This window comes from Veillonella rodentium, from assembly GCF_900187285.1.
GTDB classification, from domain to species: domain Bacteria; phylum Bacillota; class Negativicutes; order Veillonellales; family Veillonellaceae; genus Veillonella; species Veillonella rodentium.
On sequence record NZ_LT906470.1, the window covers coordinates 1,265,317 to 1,279,223 of the forward strand.

Genomic DNA, 13,907 nt, shown 5'->3' on the forward strand with positions numbered 1-13,907 from the left:
TAAATAGCTATAAATTTATCATGAATATTATAGATCCGTCCGCACATTCTGAAAGCTAACCTAAACACATATAACAATGATTATAATGTAACAGTCGCCAATGCTACACCGATAACCGCAAGGAGTGCCCCTCCGAACCAGAATCTGTTTACCACGGTTTGTTCAGGCCAGCCAGATAATTCAAAATGATGATGTATAGGACTCATCTTGAACACTCGCACACCGCGTGTTTTGAAAGAAATAACCTGAATAATAACGGATAACGCTTCCATTACAAAAATACCGCCGATAATAATAAGCAGCAATTCTGTTTTAGTTAAAATCGCCATAGCCGCAAATGCTCCACCTAGAGCTAAAGAACCGGTATCCCCCATAAATACCTTGGCAGGATTCACATTATATACGAGAAAGCCAAGGCAAACGGCAGCTACTATGGCACCAAAATAAGCCACACTTTCAGCAGCCATAGAGTTAGTCGTAGACGTCACGATAAGACCGATAACAGAAAATGCAATCGCCGCAACCGCGGAAGTCCCGCTGGCCAAACCGTCAAGACCATCCGTCAAATTTACCGCATTGGTAGCTCCGATAATAATGATGAACGCCAATACATAATAAGCCCAATCCATTTGGATGTGAAGGTCAGCCACAGGAATCCACAAGGTAGTGGGCACTACCATAATCTCCGTAATGCAATAGCAGAATACGGCTGCTAATACGAATTGACCCAATAGTTTTTGTTTAGCCGTCAAACCGAGATTACGTTTTTTTACAGCTTTCACAAAATCATCAAAGAAGCCGAGCAAAGCATGTCCCAACGTTAAAAACAAGAGCATTCCTGTTCCCACGTTCCACGGCGCAAAAATAGCCACACCGATAACGAGAGAGACCATCATGAAGGCACCGCCCATCGTAGGAGTACCGGCCTTTGCCTGATGACTTTCCGGACCTTCTTCACGGATACTTTGCTGCGCATGTAACGAACGCAGCATAGGAATAGCAATTTTACCGAGTATAACGGTAATTACAAAGGTTATTATAAATGCCAGTAAAATATCGTAAATCATATACATCCCCTACTTATTAATAAAAGGATAATACGGCTAGACTCGGCTAGCCGTTATTTATTATTTCCGTTCTTTTAATTCCTCAACAACACGTTCCATGCGAAGTCCGCGAGAGCCCTTTACGAGGATCACATCCCCTTTTTCTCGAATATCTTCATATAAATTGGCCATTTCTAAATGGCTCTTGCAACGATAGGTAATCAATCCCTCTTTTTTCGCCTCTTTCGCAATAAAAGCCGCTGCGTCACCAAAGGTAAATACAACGCTGTAGCCCTCTTCAGCTAGCAGTTTTCCGATATTGCGATGTTCTTCCTCCGTGAAATCACCCAATTCCAACATATCACCGAGCATGGCAACCTTGCGCTTACCTTCCAACTGTCCCAAAGCCTTAATAGCTTCAGTCATAGATGAAGGGTTTGCATTATACGCATCATTCAAGATGACAATATCCGGAAACGATACGATTTCCTGACGCATCGGTGTGCCCGGAAATTCGCCTAATCCTTTACGAATCGTACTGGATTTAATCCCCAATGCGCGACCGGCCACAATAGCCGCCAATGCATCATAAACATTATGTACACCAATCATAGGAAGGAAAATATCGAACACTTCATCATAACACTTGCAGGTGAACTTGATGCCATCCTTTTTATATTGCAGATGACTGCCGATGCAGGTAGCATTGCTTTCAATACCGTAGGTAATCGTCTTCCCCTTAGCCAATGAATCCATCGCTTTTACATACGGGTCATCTTCATTGAGAACGGCTATGCTGTCTTCAGGCAGACAGCGAATTAATTCACTCTTGGCTTCGGCGATGGCCTCGCGAGAACCTAACAGTTCAATGTGACTCGTACCGACATTGGTAATAATCCCCATGGTAGGCTCCGCAATGAGTGCCAGCTCTTCAATCTGACCGAGTCCGCGCATACCCATTTCAACGACACAGGTTTCATGTTCCGCGGTCAAACGCAACAATGTTTTAGGCAAACCGATTTCATTGTTAAAGTTTTTTTCTGTTTTCAATACATTAAATTCCGTACCTAAAACAGCAGCCACCATTTCCTTTGTCGTGGTCTTACCGGAGGATCCCGTAATCGCCACGACAGGGATATCGAATCGGCGACGATGATATCGAGCTAACTGTTGATATGCAGTCAATGTATTATCCACTTCAATACAGATGATACCGTCAACAGTACGGCCTTTTTCCACAACAGCACCGGTAGCGCCCTTTTCAATAGCGGTACCGATAAAATCATGGCCGTCAAAAGTATCGCCCTTCAAAGCGACAAATAAAAAGCCCGCTTCAATGGTACGCGTATCCGTAGATACATCTGAAAATGTAATCGTTTTTGTATGTGTACTCGTCCCGCCTGTTGCTTCCAGAACTTGAGACAATGTAAACTTTGCCATATTAGATCTCCTTAAGAGCGGCTCGCGCTTCTTCACGATCATCAAAATGAATCGTCTTATTCTTTAGAATTTGATAATCTTCATGACCTTTACCAGCGATTAATACAATATCACCCGGTTTTGCACTGCGAATAGCATGCTGAATCGCCTCTCTACGATCAACGATGACTTCATAATGAGCACCTTCATGAAGGCCTTCTTTAACGCCTACCTCCACATCCTTCACAATCTGTACAGGATCTTCGGTGCGCGGATTATCGGATGTCACATATACTACATCACCGTATTGTGCTGCAATACGACCCATAATAGGACGCTTTGTAGCATCCCGGTCACCACCGCAACCAAATACGACGATGATGCGATTCTCCTGAATCGCCTTTGCGGTTTGCAAGATGTTTTCTAAACCATCCGGTGTATGTGCATAATCCACCACAACCGCAAACGGTTGTCCTTCCTCGATGAGTTCAAAGCGCCCAGGAACGGCGCTGAATGTTTTAAGGGCCTTATCAATGTCATCCATGGAAATACCTTCCAATACACATGCACCCATAGCCGCCAATGTATTATATACATTAAATAAACCGGTCGTATTCATAGCCACCGTAAATTCACATCCATCATAAGACACCTTATAGCGACTCGATTTCGGTGTCATTTCCACATCATGAGCATTTAATGTGCCTTTCCCGTCAATACTATAGGTAATTGTGGGAGCCTTGGTTTTTTCTATTACGCGATGACCGTATGTGTCGTCGATATTGATAACGGCACCTTTACCGCATTTCTTCTGATTACTTTCACTAACCTGCTCAAACAATTTGCATTTTGCTGCCAGATAATTTTCAAATGTTTTGTGAAAGTCCAAATGATCCTGCGTTAAATTAGTAAATATCGCTGTATCAAATTCAACGCCGGCTACACGTCCGAGAGCCAATGCGTGCGAGGAAACCTCCATCACACAATGCGTAACCCCTTCCGTGACCATTTGATGTAAAATATGCTGTAAATCAACCACATCAGGTGTCGTATTATGAATCGGATACGATGTGTCACCAATCATGATATGTACGGTACCGATAACACCAACCTTGTAGCCTTGAGTTTTCAAAATATGACGAATCATATGCGTCGTCGTTGTTTTACCGTTGGTACCGGTAACGCCGATCATACGCATCGAATCAGCAGGATAATCAAAAAAATACGGTACACAAGCCATCATTGCCTGTCGCGTATCATCAACGGTAATAACACATATATCATCACTCACCGAAACGGATTTTGATACAAGAACGGCTACCGCACCCGCTGCAACGGCTTTATCTATATAGTTATGTCCATCAACAGTGGCCCCATCAAGAGCGATAAACAGACTGCCTTCTTTTACGGCACGAGAATCAGCCGTAATATCATTGATAGTTACAGATGTGTTACCCGCTACATGAGCCGTCGGTAATGTCGTTAATATATCTTGTAATCGTTTCATTTATACTCTCCTTTACACGCAAAGGAAAGCAGCCCGTATGAGCTGCTTTGCCTGCTAGTCTATAATTTGCTGTTTCTCTTGCACATTACGTTCGGTAACAGTGCTTTTTGTGCTGTAAACAAAAGAGTCAGGCAAAACCATCCCGAGTTCTTCCTCCGCAATTTGTTGGATACGAACAGGAGATTTTAAGGAAGCTACCTCTACATCTAGTGTATCATTGTCTTTTGTCAATTGTACTACAGCCTGTTGTGTTTTAACCACTTCATAGCCCAATTTTGTGCTGTAAGCATTCATAACCATAATGATCAATAAGAAACCTACCAACACAGCAACAGCTCGTACAACTTGTTTCATCATAGGACTTAAATCAAGAGCCACACTGGTGGTGCGTTTTCCCCCTTGTGCAACAACCAACACATCACTTTTAATTTGTCCTGCAACGGCCTTTCTCGCTAACATAAATACTCTAACCCCTTCCAATACTACAACTTGACAGCGATGCGCAATTTTGCGCTTCTCGCTCTCGGATTTAACTCAATCTCCCCTATACTAGGCTCTATAGCCTTATTTTTTGCTTTTACAACAGCCTTGTGATTGCATGTGCACACCGGTAATTCCGGAGGACATATGCAAGCCGTACTCAATTCTCTGAAAGTTTGTTTTGTAATACGGTCTTCTAAAGAGTGAAATGTAATAACCCCAATTTTCCCTTGCGGTTTTAACATGCTCACAGCATCTACAAAACTATCATGTAAGATGGCTAATTCTCTATTCACTTCAATACGAATGGCTTGAAATGTGCGCTTCGCCGGATGTGGTCCGTCTTGGCGCGCCTTCGCCGGAATAGCCTGTTTAATAATCTTTACTAATTCACCTGTAGTGGTAATGCGTTTTCCCTGGCGAGCCGCAACGATAAATTCAACAATGCGCTTCGCCCAGCGTTCTTCACCATAATCGCGTATGATTCGCAATAATTCCGATGCATCATAATCGTTAACAATATCCTCCGCCGTCAACGGTGAAGTCTTATCCATACGCATATCTAAAGGCCCATCATTCATATACGAAAAGCCCCGTTCAGGTGTATCCAACTGATAACTGGATACGCCAAGATCAAAAATAAAACCATCTACTTCGTAAATGCCCTGTTCCTGTAGGGCATTTTTTAAATTTGAAAAATTAGTAGGAATCGTCAAAACTCGACATGTGAGATCCGACAAGCGTTCTCTAGCAACCTTTAAAGCATCCTCGTCCTGATCCAGTCCGATAATCATTCCTTCCGGCGCCAACATCTCGCCCACTGCATGGGCATGGCCTGCGCCACCCAGTGTGCAGTCCACATAGATACCTGTAGGATTAGTTACGACGGCATCAACGGTTTCACGTAATAATACGCTGGTATGATTAAATTCCATAACAGCCTCCTATAACATGATCCCTTCAAGACCTTCCGCTAACTCTTCCATGCTTTCAGCCACTTGTTCATCATAATAATCGTATTTTTCGCGACTCCAGATTTCGACGTGATCCCCGGCTCCGACAATAACGGCTTGTTTATCTAAACTCGCATACTCTCGTAACGGTACGGGAATAAGAACACGACCTTGCTTATCATATTCAAGCTCCGCCGCACTGCCAAAAACAAATCGTTTTAAAGCACGTACGCTGGCTTTAGTGGAGGATTGTGATTGTAGTGCCATGGAAATCTTGTCCCATGCTTCTTGTGTATAAATAGCTAAGCAGTTATCAAGGCCCTTTGTAACAATACAAAGTTCCCCTAATTGTTCACGTATTTTAGCAGGTATAATCATCCGCCCTTTTGTATCAATGGTGTGATTATATTCGCCTATGAACATACTTATCACCGCCTAACACTTCCTTACCCACCACTATATGGTAAATTCTACCACAATTCCCCACCTTCCACAACAAAAAATCTGTTTTTTTACCACTTTTTTTGATTTTTCTACTTTAAACTCCATTTATCTCCATTTTTCTTAAATACATATGTTCGATTTTAATAGAAAAAAAAAGAAACCTCCATCAATGTAATCAATACATCAATGGAGGCTTAACCTCTAACATTCTATTATGCTTATATTCTATTTAATACTATATTAGAATTTAGATTCGATTGCACCTTGAAGATCGCCTTTTGGCAAGAATCCGATTTTACGGTCCACCACTTCGCCATCTTTCAAAATTACAAATGTAGGCAACACTTCAACTTGCAAGGAACGTGCCAATTCAGGTTCTTCATCGGCATTAACCTTTACAAAATTTGCTTTACCTTCTAATTCACCGGCGATTTCTTCAATAATCGGCATCATACGTATGCAATATCCGCACCATGGAGCCCAAAAATCAATAACGGTCACACCGCCTTGGTTTACTAAATCTTGATACTCAGCAGTTTTTAATTCTTTTAATTCGCTCATTGTACCCTCCTACGGTAATTGAACTAATACGCAATCCTGAATAACATGCAATCCCAATGCCTTCGCCTTTTCAACAACAGACGGTTTATCTGCACCCGGTTGCAACCATACGGTAAAGATTCCCAATCGATGACACTCATCTAATGCAGCCAGGCCTACAGCCTCAGGAACTACAAAATCCACTACAGCCGGCACAACCGGTAATGCAGAAAGATTTTGATAACATGTATCTCCATCGATTTCGGTAATATTGGGATTAACTGGATATACTTCATATCCGTGATCTTTAAGACATTTGTAGATTTTATATCCGAACTTATCGGTCTTATGAGTGGCTCCGATAACGGCCCACACCTTTTGCTCTAAAGCTGTTTCAATTGTCATTTGATCACCTCTTATATAACATTATAATAGAATATCGAACATTGTCAATATATTATATCGAATTTTATAATATAAGTTTTATATTCGTATAATCCTTCACCATACACTCTCAGCCAATACAATCTACGACAATCGACTTCCTGCATAATGCAGATATATCTAAGTCAATACTGAGCAGCTGCTTTAACGATATTTTACGGGATGGCAACGATGTCTCTGACAAAAGTCCACATTGCACAACAAGCTCTCCCAGTATGCGTTCAGGATCCCATTCCTGCTGGCGCAATTCGCGAACGGTAATACTTTTCTGTCGCTTAGATAAACGACACTTATCCTTGTCAATTAATAAAGGAGCATGTCCATAAGAAGGAATCACGATAGGGGATGTATCACACGCTATATCATAAGTCTTAAGATTATCCGACCGCATACCAAAGTGTTGTATTAATTCTTTAAAATCAAATTGATAGGACTCTTTCAATGTCTTATATAAATATAATTGCTGCCCCGTTGTATCCAACAAATCATCACCGCGAATAACTTCTGTTATTCCCATGGCAATATCATCGAGAACAACGGCCAAATTGTACGCATACATACCATCGCCACGACGCAACACATAATCATCAAGTCCACCAACTAAACGGATGTTTTGAGATCCTTGCCAACGATCCATAAAATGCATTTCACAGTTATCCACGGCAAGCCGTAAAGACGGTTCCTTTTCGGATCGCAATAAATCTATTTTCTCAGAGCTAAGATGACGACAATGTCCATCATAACGGTGAACTGCTTCATCTGAATGAGGTGCCGAAGCGATAGATTGTAATCGTGTACGATTACAAAAACACGGATAGACACGCCGGTCCAAGGCTAACCGGTCTAAAACGACAGCGTAATACCCTTGACGTTCGCTCTGCCAGTAGGATGATAAGGGACCGCCTGCACGGGGACCTTCATCCCAATCAAACCCGAGCCATTCCAAATCATCGAGAAGAGCCTCACCCAATTCACGCTTCGACCGCTGTAGATCGATATCCTCCATGCGCACCACATATGTCCCCTGTTGCTGTCTCGTCGATATATACGACAAAAGGGCGATCCACACGTTACCCAGGTGGATATACCCTGTTGGGCTCGGTGCAAATCGTCCCTTCATGTTAAACTCCTATATCTGTTTAATACATTTAATAAGTCTTTTTATCCTAATGATATAATATGGTCAAAAATAGCCCCTGCATCCTTTATCTTTTGCTCGTTACCCATGGTACAAATATGGTTATCCTTTAATACAGGTTCTACCACATCGGCCAAAGCTACAATATCCTCCGGTTGACATGCGATAACTTGTTTGCGGAATTCCACTTTATCCTCGAGTTTTGCGCCGCTAAAGTACATACCCATTGCGCGAGGACCGCGCAATGCCGGTGTCATCGGCAAATCCAAGGCGCTCATAGTACCGATAATATATTTACGCATTTCTCGATCCGTCAATGTGAAATTGCGAAGATAATCCGGCAATTCCTTATATACATTCAATGTTTCCACCAAATTAGGATCACGATAACTGCAGAAAATCATATTGCCATCATCGTAAAAATTGGCGAATGCACCATATGCGCCACCTTGTACGCGAATGCGGATCCAAAGGTATTCATAGCGCAAAATGGTCTCCAACACACTCATAGGCCCGATATGATTGAAACCATGATCGATAAAGTTACCGCCCTGAGCCACGTATTGAACCTTCCCGGCCGTGACGATCCCTTCATTGCCTTCAGCACGCTTGATTTGCAATGTATTATTAGGCAACGCTTCCGTACTCCACGTCATTAACAACGGCTCCATAAGGTTTTTAAAGTTATCCAATTCACCGTCTTTACCGACAAACATGATATCCACATTATTTGCACGGAAGATTTTTCTGGCAACATCAGCCAATTTTTCAGGCAATAACGGTAGTGCAGCAGGATTTGATGCAAGCTCACTAATCTTTTGATAATATCCGAGATTTCCGTCATCACGGAATTTACCGACCGCAGACACCTGAGCCATAACGCGTTGACTCACAATCGAATTACCTCTGCGGAATGCTTCATTATCCCAAATAGATTTACTTTCCTGAACGAGTTCCGTCAATCGACCTTCATTACTGTAATCCGCGTATTGCACGACTTCATTGATGAGACGACATAAATCCAATAATTTGGAATTCAATGCTTTACTACGAACAATCATGAGCGGTACAAATTCATCGCGTTTACCATCCTTGCTTATGGCCGTGATATCGGAACTCAAGCCGCCAAGGTTCAAATTGATGTCATTTGCCAATTCTTTATAGGAACGATATTTCGTATCTATGCGACCGATAATGTCACTCAAAATATCTGCATAGAACAGCTCTTCCTCAGTGAGGCAGCTCAAGTTGAAATAGAACGCCACATAATTGATTCCCTTTGTGAAAGTAGGCACAAAATGAACCGTAGTGGACCCGATTTTACTTTCATAACGTTCAACAGCTTCCATTTCAGGTGTTAAGTCAGATAATTCAAGGAGAGGAATAGAAGCTAGCGCTTCATCACTATCCGAAGTTTCCTGACGTATTTTTAGGCGTTTCGTCTGTTCAACGATACCTTCAATTTCGGCCTTACCCATATTAGCTTTCACATTAGCCAAATATTCCTTAACTTCGGCGTCCTTTCGTTCCTGTAAGCCTCGTTCCGGATAGATGGATACCAATGCTTTATGCTGATTATCCAGAATGGAGCGACGGATCAAGTCCTCAAAATATGAGCCCCGTAAACCGTGACGAATATTAGCTAACGCCTCTTCATAGTGCAGCAATTCAATCGGATCCTGGTCATAAAGCCAGTTATCCATCATGCGAATGATATAGGCCAGACCGATTGGACGTCCGCCGAAGTCGCCTTCACGAAGGGCAAACTCAATGCTGTTAAGAGAAGCTTCCAACAATTCCTTATCGATTCCTTTATCGCACAATTCCTGTAGTGTGGACTCCACAATACGTTGCAATTCAGCCTGCTTACTCATATCGGAACCCGATGCCTGAATTGTCCAGATGGGCTGACGAATACTGTCCAAGTAATAACCGCTCACGTCAGATCCGATACCGGCTTTCACCAAAGCCTGTTTCAACGGAGCCGCAGGAGATGTCAATAGAGCATGCGTCAAGATTTCAAAGGCGAGGCTCTGCTCAGGGGTTACGGACGGCAATACATACGCATAAGAATGCAATGTGCGGTTATCCGTAGATTCATCGGAACCTACACTGTACGGATAACTGACAACCTTTCCCTCCTTGAACGGAGTTTGCAGAGTAACCTCAGTATGGATATCGATAGCATCGAAATGACTCAAGTATTCATCATTCAAAAACCGTAACTGTTCCTCAATGTTCATTTCACCGTACAGGAAGATATAACTGTTTGACGGATGATAATGAACATTGTAAAAATCCTGGAATTCTTCATACGTCAAATCCGTAATATGATCAGGATCTCCGCCGGAGTCCACCCCATATGTCGTATCAGGGAAGAGTTCACGCATCATCTGCCGTTCAAGAACGGAATCAGGAGATGAATAAACACCTTTCATTTCATTGAACACGACCCCTTTATACGTCAGCTCATCATCCGCATGATCAAGCTCATAATGCCAGCCTTCCTGCATGACGATTTCCGCATCTTCACGAACGCGGGGATAAAATACCGCATCCAGGTACACGTCCATCAAATTCCGAAAATCCTTATCGTTCTTGCTCGCCACAGGATACATGGTCTTATCCGGATAGGTCATAGCATTCAGAAACGTATTTAAAGACCCTTTCACAAGTTCTACAAAAGGCTCTTTTAACGGGAACTTACGGGATCCGCAAAGTACGGAGTGTTCCATGATATGAGCTACGCCCGTACTGTTGTGCGGTGTAGTTCTGAATGCAATATTAAATACTTTATTTGAATCTGGAGAATCGATATAAATCAAACGAGCCCCTGATTTTTCATGTTTCATTTCATAAGCGGTACCGTTAATCTCCTCGATACGCTCAATACGATTAAGGCGAAAGCCAGAATAAACTTTATTTACCTCCATGCCATCCCTTCTTTCTATATACATATAATTAATTATCTCAATATATTATTATATCACGACACGACATCTAAATATACAGGACAAGAATCACTATCAAATATATGCTGTATATAAAACACCCTACGGATACATCGTCTTAGACGAGGCACCATAGGGTGTAAACTTATTTATTATGTTGCATCTGCCACTTATTATTGCGACGCAAGGTTAACAGACCTTCCAAGACAGCTTCAAATTGTACGAAACTCAATGTATACGGCGCATACATATCCGGAACAACCTTATAAGTTATGGTCACTTCCGATTTATCATAATCGTAGAATATACCATGCAGATTGCTCATCGTCGTATATCCCGTCTGAGCCTGCTCCAAGGTGGGAATCGGCTGATTTTTCAAGTTACCGAGCAAATCGCTGATAAAGCCTTCCTTCCGACCTTGATCATTGAGCATTTCATCCATAAAACTACCGAGACTATCCATATGGAATTAACCTCGTTTGTCTAATATCAAACCATTATGGATTACGCGTACCGCATCTTTCACACGATCTTCCGCAACGAGGCAGGAGATACTGATTTCAGAAGTCGAAATGATTTCAATATTGATTCCCTCTTTACTGAGGATATCGAACATTTGAGCCGCAACGCCCGGTTGACCTAACATGCCGGCACCGATGATGGATACTTTCGCCATTTTTTCATCGATATTGACAGCTTCAATGTCGATGGACTGTTGCAGTTGCGCCAATACTTCACGCGCCAATACGACATCATCCAAAGCAATTGTAAAAATAAGATCCGTCTTAGGCTCATTTTTAGAACGGATAGATTGAACAATCATATCCACATCCACATTTTTCTCTGCCAACGCTTTAAATACGGTTGCCGCGATGCCCGGCTTATTCTCAACGCCTACGAGAGCCACTTTTGCTGTATTTGTATCATCTGCAACGCCGGTAATAACGTGTTTATTTGCTTCCACTGTATAATCCTCCCGAATAATTGTACCTGTTGTATCACTGAATGTAGAACGCACATGAATAGGTACGCCATATCGAAAACCCATTTCTACGGCGCGAGGTTGCATTACCCCTGCACCGAGGCGGGCCATTTCAAGCATTTCACCGTACGTGACCTCTTCCAATTTAAAAGCTTCCTTCGCCACGCGAGGATCCGTCGAATACACGCCGTCAACATCAGTAAATATCTCACATACATCCGCTTCCATCGCACCTGCCAGAGCTACCGCAGTCGTATCGGAACCTCCGCGCCCGAGGGTAACCATATCGCCAATATCGGTAATCCCCTGAAATCCCGCAACGACAACGATATTACCTTCGTTAAGGGCTGTAAACACACGGTTCGGGTCAATCTCAAGAATACGACCTTTATTAAAATTGTCAGAACTTGTAATACCCGCTTGAGCCCCTGTCATGGAAATGGCCTTTTGTCCACGCTCAATGAAAGCCATAGCCATCAACGCGATTGTAACCTGTTCCCCGGTACATAATAACCGGTCCATTTCACGACCATATGGTTTCGATGTCACTTGCTTTGCTAGGGCTACCAAATCATCAGTAGTGTCCCCCATCGCGGAAACAACGACAACAATCTGATCGTCAGATTGCTTCTCTCTAATAACGCGATCGACGATATTGAATATTTTTTCCGGTGTTGCTACAGAACTGCCACCGAATTTTTTAACGATTAAGGCCACAATAATCCCTCATTTAACGTAACTTACTAAAAATGAATATGCATTTACTTTACCACAAAATGAACCGCACTGTAAAGGTTCTGACAGCACATTTTCCACCAGTAATAAACTTTAATCTTTTTCACGAGGACAAAAATATGCAAAAAAATACCAGCCCGAAAGCTGGTATTAAAGTTGCAATTAAGCAACAACGATATCTTTTTCAGATTCCCACAAACCGTGGATGTTGCAGTAAGAAACAGCAATCAATTTGCCGGATTTCTTCAACGCTACTGCAAGAGTACCTTCAGAAACAGCCACTACAGGGCCTTCATTAGCAGTTGCACCGTCACCATGCACGTTGAAATCGATAGCACCGATTTCGTAAGGTAATTGAGTGCCTTCCGCTACGAAGTACAATTTAATCCAATCGATATGATGTTCTACCGTATTTGGATGTGCAATGTCCTTACCTACGGACAATGTTACATGGAAAGTTTCACCTGCTTTTACAGTATCCACAGTTTCAATTACAGGAACGTGTTTTTCAGTTGCGAAATCGCCGGATTTAATGTAGTCATGAACAGCCATAATAACCTCCTGGTTAATTCTTATATACATACTTAATGTTTATAAATCTCATGCACACGCTGTGCTTATGTCTATATTATACATTTTCGATATAGTTTACGCAAGAACTTTTTCGAAAAATTTAGATTTATTTTTCAGCTGAGAATACTTGGTAATTTTACTCTAGGAAACGCCTAAAATTCTATGCCCTTGGCAGCCTTGATTCCCTTTTCATAAGCGTGCTTGACAACCTTCATTTCCGTTACCGTATCCGCCAACTCGATAATCTCAGGCTTTGCATAACGGCCCGTCAAAATGACATGGAGGCGTTCCGGCTTATGTTGTAGCATATCTACTACAGATTGCACATCGATGAGCTCATAGTTAATAGCATTATTAATTTCATCCATGATAATGAGATCCCATTTATCTGAGTTAACCTCATCAACCAAAGTACGCCAGGCCTCCTGAGCGGCCTTCTTGTGTCGATCCAATTCCGCCGGAGATATTTCATCTCTCTTATAATAGATAAAGCCCTTCCCCATGGAACGGATCTCTATATTATCCCCCAACTTCGCGAGGCCTGCCAATTCTCCATAGCCGTTACCGCTTTTTATAAACTGTAAAATCAAGACCTTAAAGCCTTGCCCTACAGCACGTAACGCTACACCCAAAGCAGCTGTCGTTTTCCCTTTACCGTTGCCGGTATTGACCAAAATCAAACCACGATCACTCAT

General features: G+C 42.4%; 14 protein-coding genes. All 14 read right to left on the reverse strand.

What is annotated here, in order from left to right:
• Positions 1-80: 80 nt before the first annotated feature.
• The 14 genes from mraY to cobO all read right to left on the reverse strand — a co-directional run bounded on the left by mraY (position 81) and on the right by cobO (position 13,907).
• Complete coding sequence (mraY, locus tag CKV62_RS05840; protein WP_095066126.1) at positions 81-1,067, reverse strand: phospho-N-acetylmuramoyl-pentapeptide-transferase; 987 nt, start codon at positions 1,065-1,067, stop codon at positions 81-83.
• A gap of 60 nt (positions 1,068-1,127) precedes the next feature.
• On the reverse strand, positions 1,128-2,486 hold the full coding sequence (locus CKV62_RS05845) for a UDP-N-acetylmuramoyl-tripeptide--D-alanyl-D-alanine ligase (RefSeq protein ID WP_095066127.1): 1,359 nt from the start codon (positions 2,484-2,486) through the stop codon (positions 1,128-1,130).
• A 1-nt stretch (position 2,487) separates the two neighbouring features.
• On the reverse strand, positions 2,488-3,972 hold the full coding sequence (locus CKV62_RS05850; protein WP_095066128.1) for a UDP-N-acetylmuramoyl-L-alanyl-D-glutamate--2,6-diaminopimelate ligase: 1,485 nt from the start codon (positions 3,970-3,972) through the stop codon (positions 2,488-2,490).
• Positions 3,973-4,026: 54 nt separating this feature from the next.
• Positions 4,027-4,431 carry a cell division protein FtsL gene (ftsL, locus tag CKV62_RS05855; protein ID WP_038115456.1) on the reverse strand — a complete coding sequence of 135 codons (405 nt, stop codon included), beginning with the start codon at positions 4,429-4,431 and terminating at the stop codon, positions 4,027-4,029.
• Between the two features lie 23 nt (positions 4,432-4,454).
• Positions 4,455-5,387, reverse strand: coding sequence for a 16S rRNA (cytosine(1402)-N(4))-methyltransferase RsmH (rsmH, locus tag CKV62_RS05860; protein WP_095066129.1), 933 nt, complete (start codon positions 5,385-5,387; stop codon positions 4,455-4,457).
• Between the two features lie 9 nt (positions 5,388-5,396).
• The gene (gene mraZ, locus CKV62_RS05865) at positions 5,397-5,828 is read right to left on the reverse strand and encodes a division/cell wall cluster transcriptional repressor MraZ (protein WP_095066130.1); all 432 of its coding nucleotides are present in this window, start codon (positions 5,826-5,828) and stop codon (positions 5,397-5,399) included.
• Between the two features lie 261 nt (positions 5,829-6,089).
• The gene (gene trxA / locus CKV62_RS05870) at positions 6,090-6,410 is read right to left on the reverse strand and encodes a thioredoxin (RefSeq protein ID WP_095066131.1); all 321 of its coding nucleotides are present in this window, start codon (positions 6,408-6,410) and stop codon (positions 6,090-6,092) included.
• Between the two features lie 9 nt (positions 6,411-6,419).
• The gene (locus CKV62_RS05875) at positions 6,420-6,794 is read right to left on the reverse strand and encodes a CoA-binding protein (protein ID WP_095066132.1); all 375 of its coding nucleotides are present in this window, start codon (positions 6,792-6,794) and stop codon (positions 6,420-6,422) included.
• A gap of 109 nt (positions 6,795-6,903) precedes the next feature.
• Positions 6,904-7,953: a glutamate--tRNA ligase family protein gene (locus CKV62_RS05880; protein ID WP_095066133.1), complete on the reverse strand. Its 1,050-nt coding sequence runs from the start codon at positions 7,951-7,953 to the stop codon at positions 6,904-6,906.
• A 41-nt stretch (positions 7,954-7,994) separates the two neighbouring features.
• Positions 7,995-10,904 (reverse strand): insulinase family protein, encoded by a 2,910-nt coding sequence (locus CKV62_RS05885; RefSeq protein ID WP_095066134.1) that lies wholly within the window; start codon positions 10,902-10,904, stop codon positions 7,995-7,997.
• Between the two features lie 163 nt (positions 10,905-11,067).
• Entirely contained in the window at positions 11,068-11,385 is a 318-nt protein-coding gene (locus tag CKV62_RS05890; protein WP_054673655.1) for a hypothetical protein, read from the reverse strand.
• Between the two features lie 6 nt (positions 11,386-11,391).
• Positions 11,392-12,621, reverse strand: a complete 1,230-nt coding sequence (locus CKV62_RS05895) for an aspartate kinase (RefSeq protein WP_095066135.1) — start codon at positions 12,619-12,621, stop codon at positions 11,392-11,394.
• Positions 12,622-12,801: 180 nt separating this feature from the next.
• Positions 12,802-13,191, reverse strand: a complete 390-nt coding sequence (locus tag CKV62_RS05900) for a class II SORL domain-containing protein (protein WP_038115472.1) — start codon at positions 13,189-13,191, stop codon at positions 12,802-12,804.
• Positions 13,192-13,364: 173 nt separating this feature from the next.
• Positions 13,365-13,907 carry a cob(I)yrinic acid a,c-diamide adenosyltransferase gene (gene cobO, locus CKV62_RS05905; protein ID WP_095066136.1) on the reverse strand — a complete coding sequence of 181 codons (543 nt, stop codon included), beginning with the start codon at positions 13,905-13,907 and terminating at the stop codon, positions 13,365-13,367.

Bases quoted from the DNA above. Each gene is read 5' to 3' on its own strand.
- CKV62_RS05900 (WP_038115472.1), bottom strand. From the start codon at position 13,191: ATGGCTGTTCATGACTACATTAAATCCGGCGATTTCGCAACTGAAAAA.
- mraZ (WP_095066130.1), bottom strand. From the start codon at position 5,828: ATGTTCATAGGCGAATATAATCACACCATTGATACAAAAGGGCGGATG.
- CKV62_RS05845 (WP_095066127.1), bottom strand. From the start codon at position 2,486: ATGGCAAAGTTTACATTGTCTCAAGTTCTGGAAGCAACAGGCGGGACG.
- CKV62_RS05875 (WP_095066132.1), bottom strand. From the start codon at position 6,794: ATGACAATTGAAACAGCTTTAGAGCAAAAGGTGTGGGCCGTTATCGGA.
- CKV62_RS05885 (WP_095066134.1), bottom strand. From the start codon at position 10,904: ATGGAGGTAAATAAAGTTTATTCTGGCTTTCGCCTTAATCGTATTGAG.
- mraY (WP_095066126.1), bottom strand. From the start codon at position 1,067: ATGATTTACGATATTTTACTGGCATTTATAATAACCTTTGTAATTACC.
- CKV62_RS05880 (WP_095066133.1), bottom strand. From the start codon at position 7,953: ATGAAGGGACGATTTGCACCGAGCCCAACAGGGTATATCCACCTGGGT.
- ftsL (WP_038115456.1), bottom strand. From the start codon at position 4,431: ATGTTAGCGAGAAAGGCCGTTGCAGGACAAATTAAAAGTGATGTGTTG.
- CKV62_RS05890 (WP_054673655.1), bottom strand. From the start codon at position 11,385: ATGGATAGTCTCGGTAGTTTTATGGATGAAATGCTCAATGATCAAGGT.
- trxA (WP_095066131.1), bottom strand. From the start codon at position 6,410: ATGAGCGAATTAAAAGAATTAAAAACTGCTGAGTATCAAGATTTAGTA.
- CKV62_RS05850 (WP_095066128.1), bottom strand. From the start codon at position 3,972: ATGAAACGATTACAAGATATATTAACGACATTACCGACGGCTCATGTA.
- cobO (WP_095066136.1), bottom strand. From the start codon at position 13,907: ATGAGTGATCGTGGTTTGATTTTGGTCAATACCGGCAACGGTAAAGGG.
- rsmH (WP_095066129.1), bottom strand. From the start codon at position 5,387: ATGGAATTTAATCATACCAGCGTATTATTACGTGAAACCGTTGATGCC.